Consider the following 26,979-nt stretch of genomic DNA (forward strand, 5'->3'; position numbering starts at 1 on the left):
ATATACGGTAAAAACGTGGTTGAATTGGGCAGGTCGTCTCAAGCGTAGCTTGACAGGCTCTTAAGGGAATGAGGGTAGCGAGGAAGAAATTTGAATTTGTGCAGTTTGTTATACACACAGCTAAAACTTATTTTCAATAGTGGTAATCAAATGTAACAATAAATATTTTTTTACCGAAATTTACAACTTAACAAAGGGTATAGTCTGATTTTCCAATTTCACATAATAAAATCCTGAGGGTAAACCACTTACATCTATTTGATCTGATTGTGGCACAATGTGCATCATCACTTGTCCTGATGTGTTGATCAAGCTGATATGCTCTCCTTTTAATCCTTCCAGCATGATGTATTCTGTTACAATGTTTGGTGTGATCTGTTTTTTATTCCTATTTAGGGTCTTAACTTCTGAATAGTTGCTACCCGAAGCCAGTCTGTAATAAATAATACCTATCCAATTTTCCACAATCTGTATAGATGTCGATTTGGGGTTTTTGATGGTTTGAACATCCACAAAGTTGGTGCCATCTTTACTCTTTTGAATCCTGATATCTGACCCTTCAAAACCTGGCTGTAGGCAAAAGTGGATTTTGACTGTATTCCATTTCAATTCTTGTACATCAAAACAGCCGACATCCCTGATTGCCAACGGGATGCTGTAAGCTGGTGAATGAGGATATGTACTCGCTACTCGCCAGGCTATTTTCTGTAACCTGGATCTTACTGTAGCATCCGTGATAGTCATATCATTGGTATAAGGACCGGCTTTTACTGCCGGCAATCCATCCGGGCTCATCCTGTAGATGCAGGCATACAATATATAAGCCATAAATGCATTGCCTGTATGATTGAGATGAATATCATCACTGAATAGTTGTGACATCGATGTGAGTGAGCCTATCGGGCCCAGCTGAAGTGTATCGTACAACGCAGCCAATGCCAAACCACAAGGTATGATCTTCATTTGTTGCGATGTACTATTTTGAATCCCGTTCACCCTGTTTTCCCAATGAGTGATATAGGTATTAAAAGTATTACGCCAATTAGCATAATTACTCCCTGCCACATACTCCCATGTTTGCATCATCGATGAAGTAATGGGGTTTTTGTGAGTTAATGCGAGATTATGAAATAGTTTGCCATATTTGATGGTGGTGTCGGCCGGATTGTGCAAAAGTGGAACACTCTCTGTGATGATAACATGATCAAATTTAAGTGCTGCTGATGGTGACAGCGCAGACATAAAATTGGTACCATGATCTACATCCATACCGAGTGATGGTGTCCAGATAGGGTTGTAATTCCAGTGTGTAGGATCTGACCATTGGGTTTTTAAGGAAGCTCCATTGTTGATGTGGTTACGGTATTGGGTTGAGTGGCCGGCAGCTGTCCTCAGCTCTTTGACCATAAAAGGTATATTGAGGTTGATGAGGCTGTGACCAACATAGTAGGGGTTTTGGCCCGAAACGTATATATGCAGGCATATCAGGCAAGTTAGCAAATTAATTATTTTCATTTATTGACCTTTTATTTGTAAAGTATCCCAAAATATAAACCAATACAACTAAAACAGACAGTAAAAATGGTGGAGAAGCAGTTGTATTAAATTTTACCAGGGCAGTAGCATATACTGCACCCAATGAGGTAATCAATCCTGCCAATAAAATAGGCACGGGTAGCCAACATAATTTCTGTTTGTAAAATCTATACTGCAATACGATGACCAGCACTCCAGAGCATAATAATCCTCCAGCGGTAGCCCTCATGAAGCCCAACAATATGGTCTGCAAATTTGAGTCTAACTCGGTCCAATCCATTTGAATGGCCTCACGATGATAGGGTAAAAATTCCGTACTAAATAAGTATTTTAATCCAAAAACAATGGAAATAATGCCCAAGATGAAATGGATAATAAGTGATATTTTAGATGTGTTCATTTGTTTAATATTTACTCTTGAAATAAAATAATGTAAATCTAGAAAAATGTCCCTGCTTTTTCCTCCGCCAATTGACCTACAAGTATCTCAATAAATCAAAACAACTCGTTTCAGTAAAAAATAATTTGACGAGACGAGTTGTTTTGAATATACCAATGTAATTACTATTTATTTATTCTCTGCATAACTATAAACCAATTTTTTTAATTGTTCAAGTTCTGATTTCAAATTTGCCAATTCTTTATTTTGATTTTCTATCATGCTTTGTTGTTCTTGAATAGCTTTGGTCAGTACTGGTAGTAATTCGGTATATTTCATGCCATAATGATCGTTTTCAGAAGTTGGTTTGCTTACCACTTCTGGCAAAACTTTTTCCATTTCTTGTGCTATAAATCCAAGGTGTGTGTCAGGGTCGCCATTTTTCCAGGTATAAGAAACAGGTCTCATCTTCATTACTAAATCCAATGAGTTATTTATATCAGCTATATCCTTTTTTAATCGCATGTCTGAAGAGGAATTAATAGGATTTACAGAAAATAGAGTCCTCCATCTATTTGTGGCATTGCCAAGATCGATTTTATTACTTCCAAGGGGATAAAAGCTTGTTTGAGGAAGTCCACTGGCTTGGTTTCCTGCAAATCCTATTTGATATAAATCTGTTGTCAGGCTTGGTGCAGTAAATAACATGGTATTAAAACCATTCGTAATTGTAGCGTCTAATGGGTTTGTCCCACTAATTCTTAACTCTCCTTTAAGGTAGGTGGAACCATTGACTTGAAGCTTATGAGTTGGATTAGCGTCATTAATCCCAACATTGCCATTACCTAGGATAGTCATCCTATCAGCAGCTCCCTGGTTGTTTTGAAAATAGAAATTTAATCTTGAATTATTTGCACCAGATGCTCCATCATAACTACGTCCTGCGATGTGCCATTGACCGCCATTAATATTATTTTGAAAACTTAAGCGAGAATAATCGTCCTCTGTCTCTACCAGTGCCAGAGTTGGTTTTGTTGTAGTAGAATTAACTTCAAATTTTGCATTGCCTGCTACAAGAAGTTTGTCGCTTGTACTGATATTTCCTATACCTACATTACCAGAAGTATTTGCAATGATATGCCCACTACTTATTGTCCATGCCTTTTGTTCCCAGGTTGCAGTACCATCAGCACTAGAGGTTAATACCTTTCCTAAAGCAGGATTTCCCCCTCGGATACGAATTTGTCCATCAATATCTAATTTTTGAGTTGGAGTACTACTGCCGATCATTACTTTTTGATCCGGTGCGCTCATTAAATTTAATTTGGAGTTACTTATACTAGAACCAATTTCTCCAAAACCTTTAATACCAATATAGCTTAAGGCATCTTCACCGTCAATAATCAAATCTCCTGTTATCCTTGTATTTCCTCTTACATCGAGTTTATACAGAGTAGATGGACTACTCGTACCTATTGAGACAGTTCCGCTATTGTTATTGTATATATTTGTTCCAGAGGTTGTCCACTGACTAAGATTTGAAGGCGGTAATGTCCATGTACCATCACCTCTTAGAAAAGTAGTATTGCTGCCTCCGGAAGGGAGTTTATCAATAGTTATGGCGTTATTTGCTATTTTATCAGTTGTGACTGAAGAACTTGCTAATTTTGATGTATTTACTGCATTGTCTGCCAGTTTAGATGTTGTCACCGCATTATCAGCTATTTTTGCACCGGAGATGGCATTATTTGCCACGAGGGGATTGGGATATGTTCCAGTCAGATCGCCTCCTGCCATCGTAGATGTAGTGACATCATCAGATGCGTTTGTATCACCTGTGTTGATGATCTGATTAGAAGCATTAATATTGATACCTGTACCAGAAGTATAAGTCGTTCCGCCACCACCAGATGAAGGTAAAGTGACACTTCCACCTCCATTGGATAAAGAAAGCGTACTTCCTGTGAGTGACAATGTCTGAATTTCATTTGTCACTGAATTGTCAACCGGTATTTGCCATGTTCCATTCCCATTAGCATCAGAAGTCAATACTTTACCTACTCCTGGCGCACCACCTCTCATTCTCAATGACCCTGTCATATCCAGGTTTCCTTCTATTTCAGTACCACCAAGTGACCATAATTTAACCTTTCTGTCGCTACCATCCGGATTTATACCTCCTCCCACAATGTTTAAAGTGTGGTCCTGTCCATCGAAACCTCCATATTGAATCTTACCAGAGCCCGATGCTTTTTGGCTATTGTCATATGCAAAGCTTATGCCTGAAGGAATACCATTACCTTTTATTCCAAGCAGATTTCTTACAACTACTTTTCCATTCAGAAGGAGGCTATCTGCTGCAAAATCACCGTATATAAGGGCACGTGTTGAGTCTGCATTGCTATTTTCGATATACAATTTGTTTGATGACTTGCTATTTCTTCCTGCAAAGGTTCCGATAGCGACATTTCCCACACCGTGTGTATTGTCCCACAATGCATCATATCCTATAGCCACATTGTTATCTCCGCTATATTTATTATACATAGCACCATAACCTATGGCGACATTATTTGCTCCCATCGTATCATTTGTCAATGTAAATGCTCCTAAAGTAACATTTGAGTGATTGTTTTTATTAAATTCTAATGATTTAAAGCCAATTGCGGTATTATTAGCTCCACCTATATTGTTTTTTAATGCATCTGCTCCAATTGCTATATTGCTGTGCATATTATTTGCTCTTAAAGCTTCATAACCTACGGCAACGTTATTGGCACCATTTGCTTTATTGAACATAGCGCCAAATCCTATAGCCACATTATTGGTTCCGGAAGTATCATTTGTCAAACTAAATGCGCCAACAGCAATATTGTTATGGTTTCTGTTTTTATTAAGTGCTAGGTGCCCAATTCCTACATTATTAGAATTAGTAGTAGTTTTTTCTAATGCACCATTTCCTATTCCTATATTCCCGGTGCTCAAATTGGTATTATTTTCTAAAGCTTTGGTGCCGAATGCTATACTGTTCCCTTTTAGTGCACCAATTATTTCATTGTTTCGTTTCAATATCAGATCTCGATCATCCGTTGTACCAATAAAATTAGTTTCACTATTTGTACCTGCATTACCGGACAATGACCATGCATTGGCAGCGGTACCTGATCCCGGTGTCTGCCATGATGCATTACCGTTGGCATCAGAGGTAAGCACCTTACCGGCTCCGGGCGAACCTCCTCTTATTCTTAAAGTGTTAATGACGTCAAGCGGGCCAACTATTTCCGTTCCTCTGTTAGAAAAAATTCTTAAATAACGATCGCTACCATCATCGGCTGTACCGCCACCTACGATATTTAAATCGTGATTACCACCTCCGAAACCACCATATTGGATTTTTCCATTGTCAACTTGCTTAGCAGTATTTCCGCTACCTATCTCTAACCCGGTGAGATTTCCTGTGCCCGTGATACCAACCAAACCATTGGCTTTTACTTCAATTCTTGTCGAGTTGTTTGTCTTCAGATTCAGAGCCTGGTTGTCTGTGGTGCCGATAAAATTTGTATTGGGATTGGTGCCAGAGTTACCTGTCAAAGACCATCCGTTGGAGCCATCACTGGGATCTCCTTTGTCTCCTTTTGGACCCACATCACCACGATCTCCTTTATCTCCCTTTGGTCCGGCAGCACCTGCTGGACCAGTTGGTCCAGCTACACCAGCAGCACCTTCTGTACCTTGTGGTCCCTGTGGACCTCTGATTTGCCCTACATTGGTCCAGGTGGTACCTGTCCAAACGTGACCATTGCCATTATCTTGTGTGATGTACATATCGCCTACGGCACCTGTGTACGCAGACGGTAGTGCAGAGGCACTTGCAAGAGAACCTACTATTTTTACACCACTGCCCGCATCACCTTTATCACCTTTTGGACCGGCAGCGCCAGCAGGGCCTGCGACTCCCTGAGGTCCCTGATCTCCACGATCGCCTTTTGGTCCCGCAGCACCTGCTGGGCCAGTTGGTCCAGCTAGACCAGCAACACCTTCTATACCTTGTGGCCCCTGTGGACCTCTGATTTGCCCTACATTGGTCCAGGTGGTACCTGTCCAAACGTGACCATTGCCATTATCTTGTGTGATGTACATATCGCCTACGGCACCTGTGTACGCAGACGGTAGTGCAGAGGCACTTGCAAGAGAACCTACTATTTTTACACCACTGCCCGCATCACCTTTATCACCTTTTGGACCGGCAGCGCCAGCAGGGCCTGCGACTCCCTGAGGTCCCTGATCTCCACGATCTCCTTTATCTCCCTTTGGTCCGGCAGCACCTGCTGGCCCAGTTGGTCCAGCTTCACCTTCTATACCCTGTGGACCTCTGATTTGCCCAATATTTGTCCAGGCAGCACCTGTCCAAACGTGACCATTGCCATTATCTTGTGTGATGTACATATCGCCTACGGCACCTGTATATGCTGACGGTAGCGCAGTGGCGCTTGCAAGAGAACCTACAATTTTTACACCACTGCCCGCATCACCTTTATCGCCTTTTGGGCCGGTGGGTCCTGCAGGACCAGTTACTCCTTGGATACCTTGATCACCTTTTGGGCCTTGTGCACCGGCAGATCCTCCGCTTATCGGGCTTATACCTATTTGTTGGTAGGTACCTCCGGAGGTATTTGAACATTCTACCAACAGATACCTTTGATTTGACCAATTAATATTTGCAAATACTCCACTGAGTGGTGTTCCTTTACCTACGGTGGTGCTCAACCAACCATATTGATCTGTCACGGGGCTCTGAGACTCCCTATACAATACGCCACTTGTTTCTGTCTCCAATATGGTAAATCGAAGATAGACCGTTGTATTTTTTTGTATATCTCCACTACTATTTCTAACCACCGTCTGGTAATTGAGGTTCTGAGATTTCACCATTAGCGAAATCAAAATAATTATGGTCGCCAGTATTAACTTTTTCATTTTTATTGTTTTATAAATTTTTGATAAAATTGTTTGTTGTCTTTGGTTTTTGCTTTTAGGATGTAGTATCCTGTTTTCAGTTCACTTACATCCACAGTGCTTAGGCTATGCGGTGAGATTTCTGTTTTAAATAGTTTTTGCCCCAGTTGATTCCATATACTTACCTCTGCGCTTTCTTCATGTTCCCACTCTATGTTCAATCCATAGAGGACAGGATTGGGATATATTACAAAGCCGGTCGTGTATGTATCTTCTGCTGATACTGTTTTTTGTATGTCATTTGTCAATACTGATGTAAAGTACCATAGTCCATTGTTACCATAGATTGGTATATTGGTACCTACCAGAGATTGATGATTTCTTCCACCACACTCTCCGGAAAAATAACTGACAGCATACACTTTCAGTGTAGGGCACTGACTTATGACCAACTGATTTCGTGCCAACAAAATCAATATGATTAGCAGTAGTAAAAAGTATTTTCTTTTCATTTTATAAGTATTTTGTGTTAAAAAAGTTTCCCGCACAAAATTATAATGAAAAAAATCAAAAAACTAAAGCCTCATATCACATGATCATGTGAAAATTTAGATTTTTTTGACAATAATTTGAAGAATTTGCAAAATATTTGAACTATTGACCATAAACTTCTTAGATATTATTGATAAAATATCTGTTATATACGATAGTAAACATGTCAGTGACCTTGGTAAGTGTATTTGGATCAAATCAAATGATAGAAAATGATTTTTATTTTATCAATGTGATACTTCCTGTAAGTGTTTTTACCATACCATCAATCAAGTTTAGTATTAGTATATATGTAAACACCTGATTTTGCAGTTTTACAGATTCATTTTCCGGATTCCAGCAAACTTCTGTCCCCGTAGATGAATAAATATTATTTCCCCATCTATCATAAATTGTAAGATGTTGTTCCTTGATACAATCTTTGGCGAGACTGCACCAATGATCATTTCTACTGTCTCCATTTGGAGAAAAAATATTGGGTAAGGTCACGTCACATGGATCGTTGACTTCTACTGTTATACATTTTTCTGCACGACAACCAAAACCATTAAATCCAGCAACACAGATTTCAGTAGTATTTTGCAGTTTAGCTACAGGATTTGGACAGTCTGTACATGAAAGTATGGCTGCAGGAGACCAAAAATACCTATCTGCACCTGTAGCGGTAAGATTTAGCATCTGGTCAGGACTTATATTCGTAACGGAAGTCAATATGTTGATTTGTGGTGTTTTATTGACTATAATATTGTATCTTGCAGAATCACTACACCCATTGTGTGTAAGTCGCAAAGAATAGACAGTATTTTGGGTTGGATTTACAGTAATTTGTCCCGTTGTACCCCCTGTACTCCATAAATAACTGCCTGTACCGACAGCGGTCAGCGTTGTATTTTCATTTTGACATATTGTATCCCTACCAGTAATTCTTGCAGATGGTCTGGGTATGACACTGATCATAGTATCTCGTCTGAGGCTACATCCGCTATTATCTGTTACAGTTAGAGTATAAGTACCCGCCACCTGCGCTGCCGCCGGTATTTTTATTGATCTTTGGTTTGAGGTATATCCTGCAGGGCCAGACCATATTACTGTACTTCCTCCTGTTACCGAGAGTCGTATAGTATCTCCGTCGCAGACCGGACTATTTGATGTGATTGCAGCATTTAGTTGTCCTGACACGTTCACATTGACAGAATCTGTTTTCAGACAGCCATTGGATCCTGTCACGGTAACTTTATAAATTCCTGTATTGGTACTTAAAACATTGTTGATCACAGGATTTTGTAGTGATGATGAAAAACCAGATGGGCCAGACCATTGGTATGATACACCTCCTGATGATGAAAGAGTGAGAGTTCCTCCAAGACATAGTGGGCTATTCGATCCCGGCAATACAATTGGAGCATTCAAAACATTAATTTGGATAGAATCTGTAGCCCTGCAACCGCTTACATCAGTCACTGTAACCGTGTAAATACCGGCATGTGATTGATTTAGGTTTGTAGTTTGTGGATTTTGGATCGATGATGTAAAACCTCCGGGACCTTCCCACACATAATTCGAGCCGGAGGTTGTGGAAAGTTGTAATGTTGCACCCTCGCAAATATTCCTGTTATTGGTGTTTATTACGGGTGGTGTACATAAAAATTTCGTAATAAACCCATCTTCTGGTCCTCCGCCATAGTTAGATTGTGAAGGATTACCTGAACTAATATTACTGCTACTTGTAGTTTTTCCAGCGATGTATATTGCATTACTTCTGTCTGTGACTATTGCTTTACTTTCTTCTATACCGGATCCACCAAAATAAGTCGACTGAATCCGTAATCCAGCAGGAGTAAATACAGATACAAACGCGTCTGATGAACCATTATTATTTGGTTGAAATACATTTACTGTAGAGATATTAGTCGTTGATAATGTGTGACCAGTCACTACGATATTACCATCCGCATTTTGTCCGATTCTGAAAGCTGCGTCAAATCCGTTTCCTCCCATGTATGTTGAAAACATTCTGGTACCAAAGGTATTAAATCTGGTTAAAAATACGTCAGCATCACCACCTCTGGTGGTCTGATGTACCCCTGGAGTTGATATATTATTGTCAGATGTAGTATACCCACCGGCATAAACATCTCCGGCAGGTGTGACAAATAGGGCGTCCGCATAATCCCTCCCAGAACCTCCAAAATATGTAACCCAAAGTAGGGTACCATTTGGATTAAATTTTCCTATAAATGCATCGGCAGATTCACCTCCATATATGCTTTGGTGCGTTCCTACTGTAGCAAATTGAGCGGTTGACGATGTCCAACCTGAAAAATAAATATTATTTTGTGCATCACTTTCTACCTGTAAGCCTAATTCAGCACCATTATGCCCATAATATGTAGACCAAATTATTTGTCCACTTGGAGAAAATTTTGCGATACAAATATCTGTAGTATCACTTTTGATAGACTTGTATGCTCCAGTTGATGCAATACCATTTCCTGACTCTGTCCATCCCGTGATAATGACATTTCCGTTATTGTCAGCGGCTATATCATTGGCAAAATCAAAACGGTCACCTCCATAGTAGGTACCCCAAATCAATATCCCTGAATTGGTAAATTTTGCTACAAAAATGTCGCCACTTGCAGATATATTTGCCTTATGAGTGCCCGGACTGCTTATTTCTGAAGCTGAAAAAGTCAATCCTGTGATGACGACATTGCCCTGTGGATCTAAGTCGATACTTTGTCCGATATCATCTCCCGAGCCACCATAATATGTAGACCAAACTTTTTGTCCGGATGTTGTATATTTCGCCAGATAAACATCATTCTGTCCCGAATTTGTTGTTTTGTATGCAGATGGCGTAGATATATTTGAAGTACTTGATGTGGTTCCTACTACATAGACGAAACCAAGTTCATCTATCACCATGTCTCTGAATGCATCCATTCCGGAACCTCCATGATAAGTTGACCATACTACATTTGAAAGAGATTGATTGAAAGCATTGGTTTGAATGCTCAATAATACAAGGAGGTATAAAAAAGCTTTTTGATTTATTTTATATTTCATTTCACAAATCTAAGTTGATTTTGCGAAATTTTCAGAGTATAACCAATCACATAATGATGTGATAAAATGATTAATATTTAGAGGTTTACCATCTGCAATGTTGGTCAATCATTTCCTTTGCTTGATTAATTCCGAGATTGTATGATTTTTGAAGAAGTTTACACCCTTCTTTTAGGTCATTGAGTTCTATTTTTGTTAATGCAAGATTATAATTTGCTTCTTTATGGTTTGGGTCTACTTCAAGTATATTTAAATATAAAGGAATTGCCTTAGTATGATTGCCATTCATATTATATTGCAGAGCCATTTCAAAGTTTCTGTTGATGGTCAGGCTTTTTTCATACTGTTTAATTTTTTTATCGTCTTCATCTGCATTAGCTTCAGACAATTCTTTTATTTGGCTCTCTGCGTCAGAAATAACCTTGTTCTCTAAATTCGTTTTTACAGCCACTTGGTGCTCCACATCATTTACTGTTTTATCAGAAATTGACGAGCCACTAACTTGGGTTGTTTCTGAAATTGATGATGTCGGTGTTACAAGTTCTGCATCTTTTTTTAATACACCTTTATCTGGTTTTTCGAGTGATGCATCAGATGATGAAGTATTTTCCGAATGGATAATCTCAGATACTCCAATTGTTGGGATCGATATTGCAAGTTCTGTAATTTTTTTCAATTCACCATTATCCGACTCATCCGTTGATCCAATAGAAACAGATGCATCTACCGTTTGAGTGGTTCCCTCTGAAACTTTGGTCAATGATGTGGCTTCTCTATTTAGTTTATTATTTTCCATTGATGAAGTTAAGTCAATAACCTCCATATTTGTCATATCAAATGAATCTATAGTTCGGACTTTTACTTTTATATTATATTCAGGTTCTGTATTGTCTTCAATTCTTACAATTTCCGATAGTAAATCAGCATTACTATTTTTATTTGTTGATAGAAAGTGTTTGACTTCTTTAGGTGTTACTTGTTTAGGTTTTTGGTGTAATTTTGGCTTAATACCTGATTTAAAGGGTTTTAAATCATCCTTGACCTCCAGTTTTTTTTCCGTGATAATGTTAGTTACGGTAATGATCTTGTTACTATTATCATCATTTTTATTGTATAAAAACGACTGTACTACATCGTGATGAAATACCACATAAATATTACAGATAATACTAAATAATACAATCCACTTCATGCAATTCGCTTTTTAAGATTCCAAAATTTATATTAAAGAATAATTTTATACATAACTACGTAACAAAAATATATCTTTTAATTCAATATAATATGAATTTTTAAAAAAAAATATGAAATTGTTCAATTTCTTTCAATTATATATTGTTTTATAACCATTGCATTGAAAATAAATAGCTTTTATGTGGTGAAAAATGATTGAAGTTGATAGTATCCTTTATATAAATATATTTTCTTACTTTAGCTTATCATTTTCCTTATGTCTTTCATAATCACGCATATTTTTTTTCGCGAAATTTTTTATCAAACTATCTTCCAAATCTATACCTGTTTGGTTTGCAAGACAAGTGATAACCCATATGACATCCGCCAGTTCATCTGCCAGTTTGTCCTTTTGCTCTTCGATACTTATTTGATCTCTAAATGATTGTTCACCATATATTCTTGCCATCAATCTGGCTACCTCTCCTACCTCTTCGGTAAGGATGGCCATATTTGTCAGTTCTGAAAAGTATCTTACTCCCACAGTATTGATCCAGTGGTCTACATCCTTTTGGTACTTTTTTATATTCACTATTCTCTTGTTTTTGAATCCATAATAATAGTCACAGGACCATCATTTATCAAAGAAACTTTCATATCTGCTGCAAAAACTCCAGTTTTTACATTTACAGAAGCAACATCTTTTAATTTTTTACAAAAATATTCATACAAAGGTATTGCAATATCCGGATGACCTGACTTTATAAATGATGGTCTGTTACCTTTTTTTGTACTTGCATACAATGTAAATTGACTTACAACAAGAAATTCCCCATTTTCTACTTCACTTATAGATAGATTCATTTTACCATCTTGATCACTAAATATGCGCATAGCAGACAATTTTAATGCCAGCCATGTTGCATCATCTAATGTATCTTCTTTTTCAATACCCAAAAGAACCAATAATCCTTTATTGATTTCTGAGTGGATAGTATCGTCAATGGTTACGCTTGCTTTTAAAACCCTCTGTATGACTACTCTCATTATATCTTATTAACATTTTAATAATTTAATATGTATAAATATTTGATTTTATAATATTTTATATTATTGTTTATCCACACACATTTTGTATAAATAATTGTAAAAATAGTATATCATTATCATAAAATAAAACTATATATTTTAAAAAAAAAGATATGTACATTTATGATGAGATTTTAACCATACTATCAACATATTATATACACTCCAAAATAAATGTGTGTATGTTTATATTTCAAAATGGTAAAATGTTAATTGATTAATATTCAATAATTTAATTTGCAAATATATGTTTATAACATGTGAATAAGAATGTATTTTTATTGAAAGTATGTATTATCAACATTTCCACAAGCCTTATAATGATAGTTCTATTTTTAACTTAAAAAAATAATTATTAATAGTAAATTTGGCTCAATGACTTTTTAACTTTTAAAATCATAAAATGTATAGCTACCTTTGCATCGATATCTAGATGCCCAATATTGGGAACGAGATGTAAGATTTGCTGTTATTTGATAGTTTTATCATTTGACAGTTATAGTGAACAGAAAATATTCTGCAATTAATTTAAATCATAATATATTGTAAATTAAATAATTATGATTTTAAATTTTTCGGAATCAATTTTTTGTTTGCTATACAAATGAAACCCAAAATATGAAATATTCAAAGAGTATTAAAATCTGGCTTTTTATAGGGATTGTTATGGTATTTATCCAGGTTATCGTCGGAGGAATAACACGATTGACAGAGTCAGGATTATCGATTACCAAATGGGAAGTAGTGACTGGTACACTTCCGCCATTGTCAGAGGGGACATGGAATGATGAATTTTTGAAATATAAACAAACACCTCAATATCTGGAAGTAAACGAAGGGATGAGTTTAGATGATTTTAAATTCATATATTTCTGGGAGTATATACATAGATTGTGGGCAAGAGTCATGGGGTTTGTTTTTCTGATACCATTTATTTATTTTTATAGCAAAGGTATGATGGATAAACCTCTGATTCGTCATCTTGCCGTTGTTGTATTTTTTGCTTTTCTTGCTGCTATTTTCGGTTGGATTATGGTGGCCAGTGGTTTGGTAGATCGACCTTGGGTGAATGCTTATAAATTATCTATCCACTTATTGATTGCAGTTTGTGTTTTTGTTGCACTATTGTGGACGTATTTGAAGGTATTGGACATAAATCCTGATATGGTATTTACAGGATCAAATATTTTGAGGACATCCTATGTATTTTTGGGAATAATTCTTTTTCAACTTTTACTTGGCGGAATACTTTCAGGCATGAAAGCAGCCGTCATTTATCCCACTTGGCCGGATATGAACGGTTCATACCTTCCTGATATTCTTTTTAGTAAGGTAGAATGGAAGCTAAGTAATTTTTACAATTATGACAGGAATACTTTTATGCCGGCATTGATTCATTTTTTGCATAGAAATACAGCATATTTAATTTTACTATTTGGAGTTTATTTGAGTTTTAAATTGTATAAAACCTGTTCGGAATCAAGATATACATATATAAAATGGCTCCCATATTTTATTTTAGGAGCGATTTTATTACAAATACTTCTTGGAATATTTACAGTTATCAACAGTAAAGGTGCTATCCCTGTTTCTTGGGGTGTAATGCATCAGGCTGGTGCCTTAGGTCTTATGACTGTAACTGTTTTTACAATATTTGTACTTAGGATTAAAAAATTATAGAAATACAACTTATATTGGGGCATTATTTTATAGACTATGGCAACGCATAATATAATTGAAGAAGGTAGATTCCGATATGCAGAATCGGGAGATAAAGGTGGTACTCCTTTTATATTGTTACATGGATTATTAGGAGCTTTAAGTAATTTTGATGGTATAGTTAAACACTTTTCTGAGAGCCATAATGTATTAGTACCTATTCTTCCAATTTTTGAAATTTCCTTGAGAAGCTTGTCTGTCATGAAATTGGTAGAGTACGTGGAAGAATTTATAGAATATAAGGGTTACAAAGAAGTGCATTTACTTGGTAATTCTTTAGGTGGTCATATCGCTCAACTCTATACTTTGAAGAACCCTGATAGAGTAAGGAGTATGATTTTGACTGGAAGCAGTGGACTTTTTGAAAGTGCTATGGGTACCACATTTCCCAAGAGAGGAAATTATGAATATATGAAACAAAAGGCAGAGAGCGTATTTTATGATCCTGCTATAGCTACAAAGGAATTGGTTGATCAAATATATGAAACCGTAAATGATTTAAAGAGAGCTATGTGTGTTGTGGCACTTGCAAAATCTGCTGTTAGACACAATCTGGAGGATAGATTGGATAATATTAAAGTGCCTACATTCTTGGTTTGGGGTATACAGGATAATGTTACTCCTATTTGGGTTGGTGAAAAATTTAACGAATTAATCCCAAATTCTGAATTGGTTAAAGTAGACAAATGTGGGCATGCCCCTATGATGGAACGCCCGGATGCATTTAATAAGGCATTAGGATCGTTTGTAAAAAGAGTAGAGAGTGATACTTTTGTCGTGAACGAAAAACAAGCTACTATCATTTCTTAGAAAATATTCTTATTAGTGCGTATAATAAATTCACAAGTTCATATTTTCTTCCCCGCTACCCTGATTCCCTAAAGAGCCTGTCAAGCTACGCTTGAGACGATCCACCCAATCCAACCACGTTTTTATCGTCTATTAAGGTTAATGTTATATACACTTCTTATTGAGGGATTGTTCTTCTAATCACAACTTACCTTTTATTGTTTTATTATGTTATTTTTTGGAATACCTAAATTTCAAGAATTGCGTTTTATTGTCCATTCATAAGGTTTATTGCTCTCACTTGTTAAAAAGTCAGAATAGCATTAGATCTAAAAATGGAGTGGTATGAAAGTAATAAACTTCTGAGATAAGAGAATGTAGTAAAATATTTTTGGAAGTAGGTCAGATATAAACAAAAAAAGGCAGGCGATTGCTCACCTACCTTTTTGCTAACTTATTTATCGTTGCAAATATAAATGTTTTTGGATTAACATTGTATTTAGAATAATAAAATATTCTTTAAATTAATAGAAATAATTTAACTGTCCTTCACTGCCCTGTTAAGTGATTTATATGATACAGTATACTGGATGGATGTTTCACGTGGAACATAATTCCAATATTCCACGTGAAACATTAATTTTACCAACAAGATACTATAAATCTTTTCATAACAAGCTTTGCTCAGTCTTTACTCAAAATCGCTACGATGAAAAGAACTTTTTAAAAACAGATTATTTTAATAACTCCTAACAATATGCTCTGAAACAGTCTATATTTGATCGAAACCGATGCACCTACTTTACAATAAAATATTGGAAAAAACACAATATAAACTGGCTATTATCCTATAAAAACTGACCGGTATATGATCCTTCTATATTTTTGAGTTCTTCAGGTCTCCCTTCGAAAATCAGATTTCCTCCGCCTTTTCCTCCTTCAGGACCCAAATCTATAACCCAGTCTGCAGCTCGGATGACTTCCATATTGTGCTCCACTATGAGTACAGTATGACCATTTTCAACCAATGAATTAAAGGCATCCATGAGTTTATTGATATCGTGAAAGTGAAGACCCGTGGTAGGTTCATCGAAAATAAAAAATATATTCTTTGACAAATATTCTTTCGTAAGAAAACTAGCTAGTTTTACCCTCTGTGCCTCGCCACCAGAGAGCGTATTACTTGATTGGCCTAACTTAATATATCCCAGTCCTACATCAAACAACGGTTGAAGCCGGGCTAAAATATTCTTTTTGGATTTGAAAAAATCCAATGACTCTTCAATAGTCATGTCAAGCAATTCAAAAATATTCTTTTCCTGATAAGTCACTTCCAGTACTTCTCTTTTGAATCTTTTACCACCACATTCATCACAAGTCAAAGTGACATCTGCCAGGAACTGCATCTCTACTGTAAGATATCCGTCTCCCTTGCATGTTTCACACCTACCACCTTCTACATTGAATGAAAAATGTTTAGGTTCAAAGCCTTTGATCTTGGAGAGCTGTTGATCAGCGTATAGTTTTCTGATGTCATCATAAGCCTTAACGTAGGTTACAGGATTGGATCTGGATGATTTCCCGATAGGACTTTGGCTTACCATCTCTACCATTTTGATATTGCGGACATCTCCGGATATTTGATCATGTTTGCCAGGAGCATATGCGACAGGATCATTTATAAGTAACTTAAGACCCGGATACAGTATATGTTTTACCAAACTTGTTTTACCTGAGCCAGACACACCCGTAACAACTGTCATTGTCTGTAATGGTATAGTCACATCAATGTTTTTGAGATTATGTTGCCGTGCGCCTTTAATGATCAGTTTCTGAAGTATTTTTCTTTTCGCCTCAGGTACATATATCTTTCTGATACCTGTAAGATAGTCCGATGTAAGATTATCTTTAATGCCTTTGATAAAATCAGAATAATTGCCGGGATAGACTAAATTACCTCCATGTACTCCTGCTTCAGGGCCTATATCAACGATGTAATCAGCGTTGCGTATTACAGCTTCTTCATGTTCTATTACCACTACAGTATTGCCCAGATCCCTTAATTTCTTGAGAACAGCTACTAACTTTTCAGTATCCTTTGGATGAAGTCCTACACTTGGTTCGTCAAGTATGTATAAAGAGTTTGTAAGGTTACTTCCTAAAGTTCGTGTGAGGTTGATACGTTGGGTTTCACCACCACTCAAAGTGGCTGCAAGCCTGTCAAGCGTAAGGTATCCCAATCCAATTTGTACCATTGTATTCAGCCTGCTTTTTATTTCAGAAAGAATTCTTTCAGCGATCTTTTGATCATAATCACTGAGTTTTATCGAGTCAATAAAAGATAGAAGGTCATCTATCGGTATATGTATGAGTTTCGTAATATCAGTATCATTTATTTTTACATAAGTGGCTTCTTTTCTCAAACGACCTCCCTTGCATACATTGCACACTGTTTTCCCTCTGTATCTGGACAACATGACCCGATTTTGAATTTTATATGCTCCATCTTCGAGTTCCTGAAAAAATGCATCTATTCCATCAAAATAATCATTTCCTTTCCATAGTAAATCTTTTTGAGTGTCTGTGAGTTCTTTATATGCTTTGTGTACAGGAAAAACAAATTTGTCCGCATTCATGATCAATTGATTCCACCACATTTTTCCCTTTTCGCCTCTCCAGCAAGCAATGGCTTCCTGATAGATTGACAAGTCTTCATCAGGGATAACTTTATCAGGATCAATACCCAGCATTTTACCATAACCTTCACATTTGGGACATGCGCCATACGGATTGTTAAAATTGAAAAGTTGGTGTGTCGGTTCAAGAAAGATTATGCCATCAAGCTCAAATCTGTTGTTGAAATATTTTTCTTCTGCATCGGGTGTAAAAATAAAACACTCACCCTCAGATTCAGAAAAAGCGATCTGCACCGAATCTGCAATTCGTTTTTTGTTATCTTCTTTATCATCAACTACAAATCGATCTATCAATACTCTAAGACCACTTTTATCTTGGTTTAACACGGATTTTGATAAGTCTATCGATGTATCAGACAGCACATCTTCAATGGAAATTATTTCACCTTTTTTTAACAATCGGCTGTATCCCTTCTGAAGTAACAAATTCAATTCCTGACCCAAAGTTCGTTCATGGCGATACTGAAGAGGAATCAATAGCTGTACTTTTGTGTCTGGCGGCAATGAACAGATATAGTTAACTACTTCTGTAACATCGTGTTTTTTGACAATGTCTCCGGAGACCGGCGAAATGGTTTTACCAATTCGTGCATACAACAATCTCAAGTAGTCATACACTTCTGTCATTGATCCCACTGTTGACCTTGCATTGGATGTACTGACTTTTTGTTCTACAGCTATGGCGGGGCAGATTCCTTTGATGTAATCTACTTCCGGTTTTTTCATCCTATCGAGAAACTGGCGGGCATATGATGATAGACTCTCTACATAGCGCCTTTGACCTTCAGCATAGAGCGTATCAATGATGAGAGAAGATTTACCTGAGCCGGAAACTCCGGTAACGACTACTAGTTTATTTTTTGGAATATTTAGCTCTATGTTTTTTAAATTATTGGACCTCGCACCTTTGATGTGTATGAAGTTGCGGAGGATTTGTTTGTCGTCTATGTTGTCAGTAGCGATAATAGTATCAGTAATCATAAAGGATAAAAATTGGTATGATGCATCCGAGTTGCACAAATAGTAAAGGCAGATATATAAAGTATTATGCGAGTAACAAAGTTCAACACTTTTTTGGATTTATTGCTCTTATCCAGCAAGTATTATAAAATTTGTAATGTAAAGTTATGCCCAAACTAAGAATATGTTTAAATTTTTATTGCCAGAACCATAATCTCTTGATTTACAACTAAGAAAAATTTTAAACATATTCTAAATTGGTTTGTGAAAAATGGTGTAAACAACATTATGATTTTGAGCTTAGTGAATACATAATTTTTATCAAAATAAAATTACTATCGATATAAAGGATAAATCAACTCACATTATTAAAATACATTATTTATAAATCTGGCACAATCTTTGTTTTATGTTAAAAGTAAGATTTGATTTATTCAAGGTCCCTTCCCAAAAACGTGACCATTTTTCATTGAATAAACCATTTTATTATGAAGCAAAAGCATGTATTCCTGAAGCATCTGACATATATTGTGAGTATGGCTTCTTTGCTGATTCCCACAGCAAACCTATTAAATCTGAACAGTATTTTATTTTCAAATGAGGGGAACCATCCCAAAAACGTCGACCTCACCATTCCTGATGCAGTTACATGTCCTAGTACACAAACTTTTTATGTAGGAAGTAATTGTACGGTCAATGTGATTGCAAATAGACCAACAGCAAGTATACCACCTCCTCCTGTAAGTTGCCCGATTTCGCGACTTGCATATACAATTGATGGAGGTCCAGAGATTGTGGTAACCCCAGACATAGGAGGTAATTATCCTTTAACTATTGATATAGGGCCAAGATCAGTGGATACTTTTATCATAAGATGGGTGGTAGATGATTGTGAAACTCCCAATAATATTTGTAATCATCTAATTATGATCAGAGATACTACTCCTCCAGTTTTGACTTGTCCTGGAAATATTACTGTAGGAACAGATCTCAACGGAAGATTAATTGCTCAAAGGATGCCGACTGTCAGGGTAGATTTTGGACCGCCAACTGTCACTGAAAATTGCAGTTTCAGTATTTCCGATATTGTTAATAATTATACTGGTAATAGCGACACGATAGCAAATTTTCCGTTAGGTACAACAATGGTATGTTGGAAAGCAAAAGACAGATATGGTAATTTAGCAAAAGAATGTTGTCACACAGTAACAGTAATAGATAATGTACCACCTGTCATCACTTGTCCGTCCGATACCATAAAAGTTCAATGTCCTACTCCACTCCCTTCCCCTTACTCCACTTTTATGGCTTTCAGAGCAGCAGGAGGCAGTGCTACTGATGATGTGAGACTTGACTCCACGTCATTCAGATGGGTACGAGATGAAACCAGAGACAGTACTTGTGCTAATAGGAAACTGATAAGAAGACACTATACCATTAGAGATACCTCCGGAAATGCAGATACCTGCTATCAGGTGATTTCTATCCGTGATACCATCCCACCCACCCTTATTTGTAAAGATTCAACAATTTACTTGGGAAACACGGGCACGGTAGCAGGTTTTCATTTGTGGACATTGGTATCCAGTACTACGGATAACTGTGGAGGAATAGTCAGAATTATTACCCCACATCCTGATATAGTAAACTTTAATTGTACGCATGCTGCCGTCAATAATGGAAGAGTACCCATCACAATTACAGTAAGAGATACATGTGGTAATATGGCTACCTGTACTGCCACTGTAACTGTAAGAGATACCATCAAACCGACCATCAATTGCCCTATCAATATAACAGCAAGTACTTCAGGAGCAACTTGTGCATCAGTGGTCAATTATAACGTCACAGCGATGGATAATTGTGGTCCGATCACACCAGTAAGAACGGCTGGTATGGCTTCTGGTTCATCATTTCCGGTGGGAATACATACAATTACCCATACAGCGACTGATCCATCAGGAAATTCTGCTACATGTTCATTTACCATAACAGTGATGGATATGATTAATCCTACCATTTCCTGTATAGCAGTAGATAGTGTAGGACTCAATGATAGTTGTTATATGACTGTCCCTGACCTGAGACCAAAAGTAACATACGGTGATAATTGTGGTGGAAACATAACGCTCACCCAAACTCCTTTGGCAGGATCTGTCATACCTTCCAGACATGACAGTGTACATACCTTTATTTTTACAGTAACCGATACGAGCGGTCTGACTGCAGTATGCACCACATTAGTAACAGCGAAAGATAAACTGGGGCCGGACATTGTATGTATACCTAAACGTATCATTTCCTTAAGTACTAATCAGGCTACAGTAACCGCACAGTCCTTCATCACAAGTGCAATTGATAAATGTGGTGGTACTCTTTCTTACCAAGCAAGAAGGATGGGTAAAATATGCGGATCCAATGTAGATGATGATTTTGGCCCGACAGTCGATTTCTGCTGCGATGACGTCAATGATACCATTATGGTAGTAGTAAGAGTGAGTGATCTGAGAGGTAATTTTACAGAATGTATGGATACTGTGATAGTAAGGGATCTGGTTAAACCGACGATCATTCACAAATTACCGGATGTTACCATCAGTTGTGAATATCCATATGATATCCGCAACCTAAGTCAATTTGGGACATATGAACATCAGGATTCGGTCAGAAAAACAATTACGATTACCGATCCATCCAATCCTTCATCACCAACCATTTATCAAAATGGGGTATTCAATGAAAATTGTCCGGATATACGACAGTTTGAATTAGTTGAAACTAGAGGACTCAATATGTGTAATATCGGAAGAATAGAGCGGAATTTTTATATCCTGGATGGTGCAAACAATATAGAAACTGATACTCAATTTATTTATATCGTAGATTTTCACAAGTTTAATGAAAGCAACATCACATGGCCACCGGCGCAAGTGGATTATTATGACTGTCAGAGAGCAGTACCGGATACAGCAGTCACCAAGTCACCTGTCTTAAGAAATGACAGATGCAGTCAGGCTGCTGCAACTTTTGTGGATCAGCCATTCAATAATCCAGCATATTGTAAAGCAATCCTCAGGACATGGACAGTCATCGACTGGTGCCAGTATAAGACCAATACTCCTGGCAGTCCAGGAAAGTGGACCTTTGACCAGATAATAGTGATAAGGGATACTGTGGCGCCTCAAATCACTTCCCATTTACCTGATTTTACACTGTGTACATCTAATGATGAGTGTATATCTGCTCCAATGGGATTTAGAAGAACTCAGGCTACAGATAATTGTACACCTAATAACCAATTACTTTGGTCTTATAAACTTGATTTATTTAATGATGGAGGTACACCTGAATTTTCAGGAAAAGATGAAATTATAACGCGAAGCTTTCCCATAGGTGATCATAAATTTATCTGGGAAGTACGTGATTTATGTGGAAATACTGCTACTACTACTTATTTAGTAAAAGTAAGAGATTGTAAAGGTCCAAATGCCGTAGTCATGAAAGGGCTTGCAACCACTTTGATGCCGGTAATGAATATGGTTTCTGTAAAAGCGAAGTTTTTTGACAATTTCAGCAGTGACAATTGTACTCCGGCACAACAGTTGAAGTTTTCGTATTCCCGTGATTTAAATGATACACTCAGAATATTCAACTGTGACAGTCTTGGTACCAGAACAGTACACATTTGGGTCACAGATCTTGCTAGAAATCAAACCCAAACAGCCACCACTATAGATATCCAGGATAACCATAAGACATGTGGCCCTACAGCTTTATTAGATATCTCAGGATCGATTTACACTGAAAATGGTAAATTTGTTTCTGATACAAAAGTAAAAATAGATGGCGGAGAGACCGAGAGAGAAGTGATGACGGATCAATCCGGAAAGTATACCTTTAGTAATCTTGCAAAGCTCAATGATTATGAGATCAAACCGGAAAAAAATACAGGTCATTTAGATGGCATAACCACTCTTGACCTTGTCATCATGCAGAGGCATATCTTAGGATTAAAAACACTGGATTCTCCTTACAAACTGATAGCAGCGGATATCAATAATTCTAAATCAGTGACCGCTGCTGATCTTGTGGAGCTACGCAAAGTGGTACTTGGAGTAGAAAGCGAATTTAGATTCAATACCTCATGGAGGTTTGTAGATGCAGCACACAAATTTGCTGATACAAAAGAGCCTTGGATATTTTCCAGTAAAATGCAGTATAATAATCTTGATCAAAATATGAAAAAATCAGATTTTATTGCAATTAAAATCGGAGATGTCAATGGCAGTATAAGTGAGAAACTAACACAACAAACAGCCAACCGTACAGCAGACAAATGGCTGATGAATATAGAAGATGTGAGAGTATCAACAGGAGAAATAGTAGTAGTACCTGTATATAGTGACATGATGGATCAACTCTCAGGTGTACAATGGACCATGGAAGTAAAACCAGGATTGGTATATACAGGTGTGGAAGCAGCAGCTTACGGTGTCAAAGATGAAAATATAGGAATTCTGGAAAAAAATGGAAAACAATATATCACCATCGCATATCACCATACCAATGATATAGACAATACTACGAGGAAAGAGCTTTTTAATCTGGTATTTGTAGCCAATAAAAATGCAGATCTAAGCAGTCTATTGAAGTTTTCAGGTGATATTACCCCGGCGTTGGCTATCACCAAGGGTTTGGAAGAGAAGTCAATAGGATTTTCTTTCACAACCAAAGTGCCTGATGAAGCATTTATCAATCAAAATCAACCAAACCCGTTCAGAGGTGAAACAGTGATTCAGATGTCGCTCAAAAAACCATCCACGACACAAATCACCATCTACGATGCTAAAGGTAGTGCTGTGTATAGCGGTGTTGAAAATCTATCATCAGGAAATCAGTCTATCATCATAGGATCAAAGCACCTTGGAAATCAAACAGGCATTTTTTACTGTAAGATTAAGAATAATGAAGTGAGTAAAGTAATCAAGATGTTAAGAATCGAGTAATTCTATATTTCAATTTAGAACATGTTTAAAATTTCATAATTTTTTCTCAAACATGAAAATTTGAACACACCTTAAAAAAGCCGAAGTAGTTAGTTCCTTCGGCTTTTTTTATTTCATTCCCGGGGTATAAAAACAAACTGTGCTCCCAACTCACTGAGTATAAAAAGGCAAAGATGGGTTTCCGGATCTTTATATGTTTCAATAAACTCCCTTGCTTTGTCCATAAAAATAATCTCTTTACTCACAAACTCTTCAAGAGTAGAAGCATTGACAGACCATTTGAGTTTGGAACCGGCTTCAATCAGCGAAATCCCCATTTCAACTTCCTGCTGATGTACCACAAAAATCGGGTATTTTGATACATTTTCATTTAGGATGACATCAGATGCCTGGGACAATATCTTTTTGTATGGTTGTAACTCTTTTTCGAGCTCTAAAAATTTATCGATCTGGCTCATATATCTGATTTAAGGGAAAGTTTTGCTACACTTTCTATATGATGGGTATGTGGAAACATATCTACCGGCTGGATAGCCAAAACATCGTATTTTTTTGATAACAATGCCAGGTCTCTGGCTTGAGTAGCGGGATTACAACTGATATAAACTATTTTAGGCACTGCAAGTTGCAATAATGTGTCGATGACATCTTCGTGCATACCAGCACGTGGCGGGTCTGTGATTACGACATCCGCTTTACCATGTTTTTTTACAAAATCATCATTGAGTATATCCCTGACATCACCTGCATAAAAAGTTGCATTGGTGATACCATTAAATTCTTTATTGATATTGGCATCTGCAATAGCTTCAGGGATTTCTTCTATTCCCGTCACATGTCGTACTAAGTTTGAAATATAGAGAGCTATACTTCCAAGTCCGGTATACAAATCATACACATTGTCATCCGGAGAAAAATCAGCAAACCTTGCCGCTATATCAAACAATTTAATGGCTTGACCGGTATTGGTCTGAAAAAAAGACTTCTGGCCTATCTTGTATTTTACGGGTCCGAGTGACTCAACGATGTAAGGATTTCCGCAATAATTTACAATATCGAGATCAAATATGGTATCGTTCAGTTTTGTATTGACTACATAATTGAGACTGGTGATTTGTGGAAATTCATTTTTTAAGGCATCCATCAAAGCTGTGATCTTCGTTTTATCTTTTTTAGAAAACGAAACGATCACCATCCATTGACCATCGGCTGTATTGCGTACGATCATATTCCTCATGATACCTTCATGTGTGCGAAAATCGTAGTATCTGTACTCGTGCTTTATCGTAAAATCACGGACAAAGTTTCTGATTTTGTTGGTCAGATCATCTTGAAGCAAGCATTGATTGATTTCCACTATTTTTTCAAAATATCCGGCCTTATGGAAGCCAAGCGCTCCATTTTGCTCTATAACATGATCAGATGATGCTTCTTTTTCAGTAATCCATCGTTTGGAAGAGAAACTATATTCTAGTTTGTTTCTGTAGTGAAAGTTGTCATCGCACCCAATGATAGGAAGTACTATGGAATCGTCCAGTTTTGCGATACGTTTTATGGAGTCTCTGACTGTTTGAAATTTGTGTTTTAATTGAGCCTGATAACCCAGGTGTTGCCATTTGCAGCCACCGCATACACCAAAGTGTGTACAGGCAGCTTCTATACGATCTTCTGAATACTTTTTATAAGCAGTAACTGCGGCCTGACTCATGGATTTTTTCTTTCGGTATACCAGTACATCCACGATATCACCGGGGACGGCGTTTTCCACAAATATAACTTCGCCACTTTCAGTGCGGCCAACAGCTTTTCCTTTGTCTGCTATTCCCGTGATCAGGAGATCAGAAATGGATTTCTTTTTACGTGCCAAAAAGTTGCTTTTGAAAAGAAATAATTAATTAAAATACTCTTTCATGCGCTCAAAAAATCCTTTTTCGCCACTATTGGGTTTAGGATTAAAATTGGGCATTTCTCTCATTTTTTCAAGGATCTGGGTCTCTTCGTGAGTAAGTACCTTAGGTGTCCAGATATTTACATTGATCAGTTGATCACCTTTGCCATATTGTTGTAATGAAGGCAAACCCTTACCTTTCAGCCTGAAGATTTTACCAGCCTGTGTTCCTGCAGGTATTTTTACTTTTACATTGCCTGAAAGAGTGGGCACTTCAGCATTGGTACCCAAGGCAGCATCAGCAAAATTTAAAAACAGATCATATACGATGTTCATATTGTCTCTGCTGAAGAGATCATGAGCTTTTTCTTCGATATTGATGAGAAGGTCTCCGGCAGGACCGCCACCCTGACCTGCATTGCCTTTTCCTCGCATAGAAAGCTGCATTCCTTCCTGTACGCCTGCCGGTATTTCTATTTCTATGAGTTCTTCGTCCATGGTACGCCCATCACCTCGACAGACAGTACAGACTGAAGTGATCTTTTTACCTGTTCCATTGCAAGTAGGACAGACTACTGTGGTCTGCATCTGACCGAGAAATGTATTTTTTACTTGTCTCACATATCCTGAACCCTGACAGGTACCACAAGTAGACACACTGTTGCGATCTTTGGCTCCTGAACCATTACAAGATTTGCAGGTGACTTGTTTTTTTACTTTTATCTTTTTGGTGACTCCTGCCTCGATTTCTTCCAGGGTGAGTGCCACTTTTATTCTGAGATTACTACCTTTTTGACCGCCGCCACTTCTGCTTCTGCTACCTCCCTGACCAAAAAATCCTTCAAAGGGGCTTCCTCCGTCACCAAATATATCGCCAAAATGTGAAAAAATATCTTCCATATTCATGCTACCACCTGAAAATCCTCCACCCATATTTTCTACTCCGGCATGGCCATATCTGTCATATCTGGCTTTTTTGTTGGCATCGCTGAGCACTTCGTAAGCTTCTGCTGCTTCCTTAAACTTGTCTTCAGCGGCTTTATCTCCGGGATTTCTGTCCGGATGGAATTGCATGGCGACCTTGCGATATGCTTTTTTTATCGTGCCTTCATCTGCGTTTTTGTCGACACCCAATATTTCGTAATAATCCCTTTTCATCTTTATTTT

General features: G+C 37.3%; 15 protein-coding genes. 3 read left to right on the forward strand and 12 right to left on the reverse strand.

The annotated features are described in order from the left end of the window. Positions 1-180: 180 nt before the first annotated feature. The 8 genes from IPK35_02755 to IPK35_02790 all read right to left on the reverse strand — a co-directional run bounded on the left by IPK35_02755 (position 181) and on the right by IPK35_02790 (position 12,712). Positions 181-1,515 carry a T9SS type A sorting domain-containing protein gene (locus tag IPK35_02755; GenBank protein MBK8052217.1) on the reverse strand — a complete coding sequence of 445 codons (1,335 nt, stop codon included), beginning with the start codon at positions 1,513-1,515 and terminating at the stop codon, positions 181-183. Continuing rightward, positions 1,502-1,936: a hypothetical protein gene (locus IPK35_02760; GenBank protein ID MBK8052218.1), complete on the reverse strand. Its 435-nt coding sequence runs from the start codon at positions 1,934-1,936 to the stop codon at positions 1,502-1,504. Before IPK35_02760 ends, IPK35_02755 begins: the two co-directional genes overlap by 14 nt. A gap of 168 nt (positions 1,937-2,104) precedes the next feature. Next, complete coding sequence (locus IPK35_02765; GenBank protein ID MBK8052219.1) at positions 2,105-6,892, reverse strand: tail fiber domain-containing protein; 4,788 nt, start codon at positions 6,890-6,892, stop codon at positions 2,105-2,107. Between the two features lie 2 nt (positions 6,893-6,894). Further along, positions 6,895-7,383: a T9SS type A sorting domain-containing protein gene (locus tag IPK35_02770; protein ID MBK8052220.1), complete on the reverse strand. Its 489-nt coding sequence runs from the start codon at positions 7,381-7,383 to the stop codon at positions 6,895-6,897. 259 nt (positions 7,384-7,642) lie between these two features. Then, on the reverse strand, positions 7,643-10,492 hold the full coding sequence (locus tag IPK35_02775) for a gliding motility-associated C-terminal domain-containing protein (GenBank protein MBK8052221.1): 2,850 nt from the start codon (positions 10,490-10,492) through the stop codon (positions 7,643-7,645). An 85-nt stretch (positions 10,493-10,577) separates the two neighbouring features. Next, complete coding sequence (locus IPK35_02780; GenBank protein MBK8052222.1) at positions 10,578-11,684, reverse strand: tetratricopeptide repeat protein; 1,107 nt, start codon at positions 11,682-11,684, stop codon at positions 10,578-10,580. A 234-nt stretch (positions 11,685-11,918) separates the two neighbouring features. After that, the gene (locus tag IPK35_02785; GenBank protein ID MBK8052223.1) at positions 11,919-12,257 is read right to left on the reverse strand and encodes a nucleotide pyrophosphohydrolase; all 339 of its coding nucleotides are present in this window, start codon (positions 12,255-12,257) and stop codon (positions 11,919-11,921) included. Then, entirely contained in the window at positions 12,257-12,712 is a 456-nt protein-coding gene (locus IPK35_02790) for a D-tyrosyl-tRNA(Tyr) deacylase (GenBank protein MBK8052224.1), read from the reverse strand. Before IPK35_02790 ends, IPK35_02785 begins: the two co-directional genes overlap by 1 nt. Positions 12,713-13,372: 660 nt before the next feature. Between IPK35_02790 and IPK35_02795 the strand changes: the two genes are divergently transcribed. Both IPK35_02795 and IPK35_02800 read left to right on the forward strand, forming a co-directional pair. Continuing rightward, positions 13,373-14,434 (forward strand): COX15/CtaA family protein, encoded by a 1,062-nt coding sequence (locus tag IPK35_02795; protein MBK8052225.1) that lies wholly within the window; start codon positions 13,373-13,375, stop codon positions 14,432-14,434. 36 nt (positions 14,435-14,470) lie between these two features. Beyond that, positions 14,471-15,283: an alpha/beta hydrolase gene (locus tag IPK35_02800; protein ID MBK8052226.1), complete on the forward strand. Its 813-nt coding sequence runs from the start codon at positions 14,471-14,473 to the stop codon at positions 15,281-15,283. Positions 15,284-16,110: 827 nt separating this feature from the next. On the opposite strand, the gene uvrA is transcribed toward IPK35_02800, so the two are convergent. Continuing rightward, the gene (gene uvrA, locus IPK35_02805; protein MBK8052227.1) at positions 16,111-18,939 is read right to left on the reverse strand and encodes an excinuclease ABC subunit UvrA; all 2,829 of its coding nucleotides are present in this window, start codon (positions 18,937-18,939) and stop codon (positions 16,111-16,113) included. Positions 18,940-19,406: 467 nt separating this feature from the next. Between uvrA and IPK35_02810 the strand changes: the two genes are divergently transcribed. Next, positions 19,407-23,924, forward strand: coding sequence for an HYR domain-containing protein (locus IPK35_02810; protein MBK8052228.1), 4,518 nt, complete (start codon positions 19,407-19,409; stop codon positions 23,922-23,924). Positions 23,925-24,037: 113 nt separating this feature from the next. Here IPK35_02810 and IPK35_02815 read toward each other — a convergent pair whose 3' ends face one another. Genes IPK35_02815 through dnaJ form a run of 3 tightly spaced genes read right to left on the reverse strand, consistent with a single transcriptional unit; the run spans position 24,038 to position 26,970 of the window. Continuing rightward, entirely contained in the window at positions 24,038-24,382 is a 345-nt protein-coding gene (locus tag IPK35_02815) for a hypothetical protein (protein MBK8052229.1), read from the reverse strand. Continuing rightward, positions 24,379-25,791 (reverse strand): 23S rRNA (uracil(1939)-C(5))-methyltransferase RlmD, encoded by a 1,413-nt coding sequence (gene rlmD / locus IPK35_02820; protein MBK8052230.1) that lies wholly within the window; start codon positions 25,789-25,791, stop codon positions 24,379-24,381. Before rlmD ends, IPK35_02815 begins: the two co-directional genes overlap by 4 nt. A gap of 24 nt (positions 25,792-25,815) precedes the next feature. After that, positions 25,816-26,970, reverse strand: coding sequence for a molecular chaperone DnaJ (gene dnaJ / locus IPK35_02825; GenBank protein MBK8052231.1), 1,155 nt, complete (start codon positions 26,968-26,970; stop codon positions 25,816-25,818). Positions 26,971-26,979 lie beyond the last annotated feature (9 nt).

This window comes from Saprospiraceae bacterium (assembly GCA_016713025.1).
Lineage (GTDB): Bacteria > Bacteroidota > Bacteroidia > Chitinophagales > Saprospiraceae > OLB9.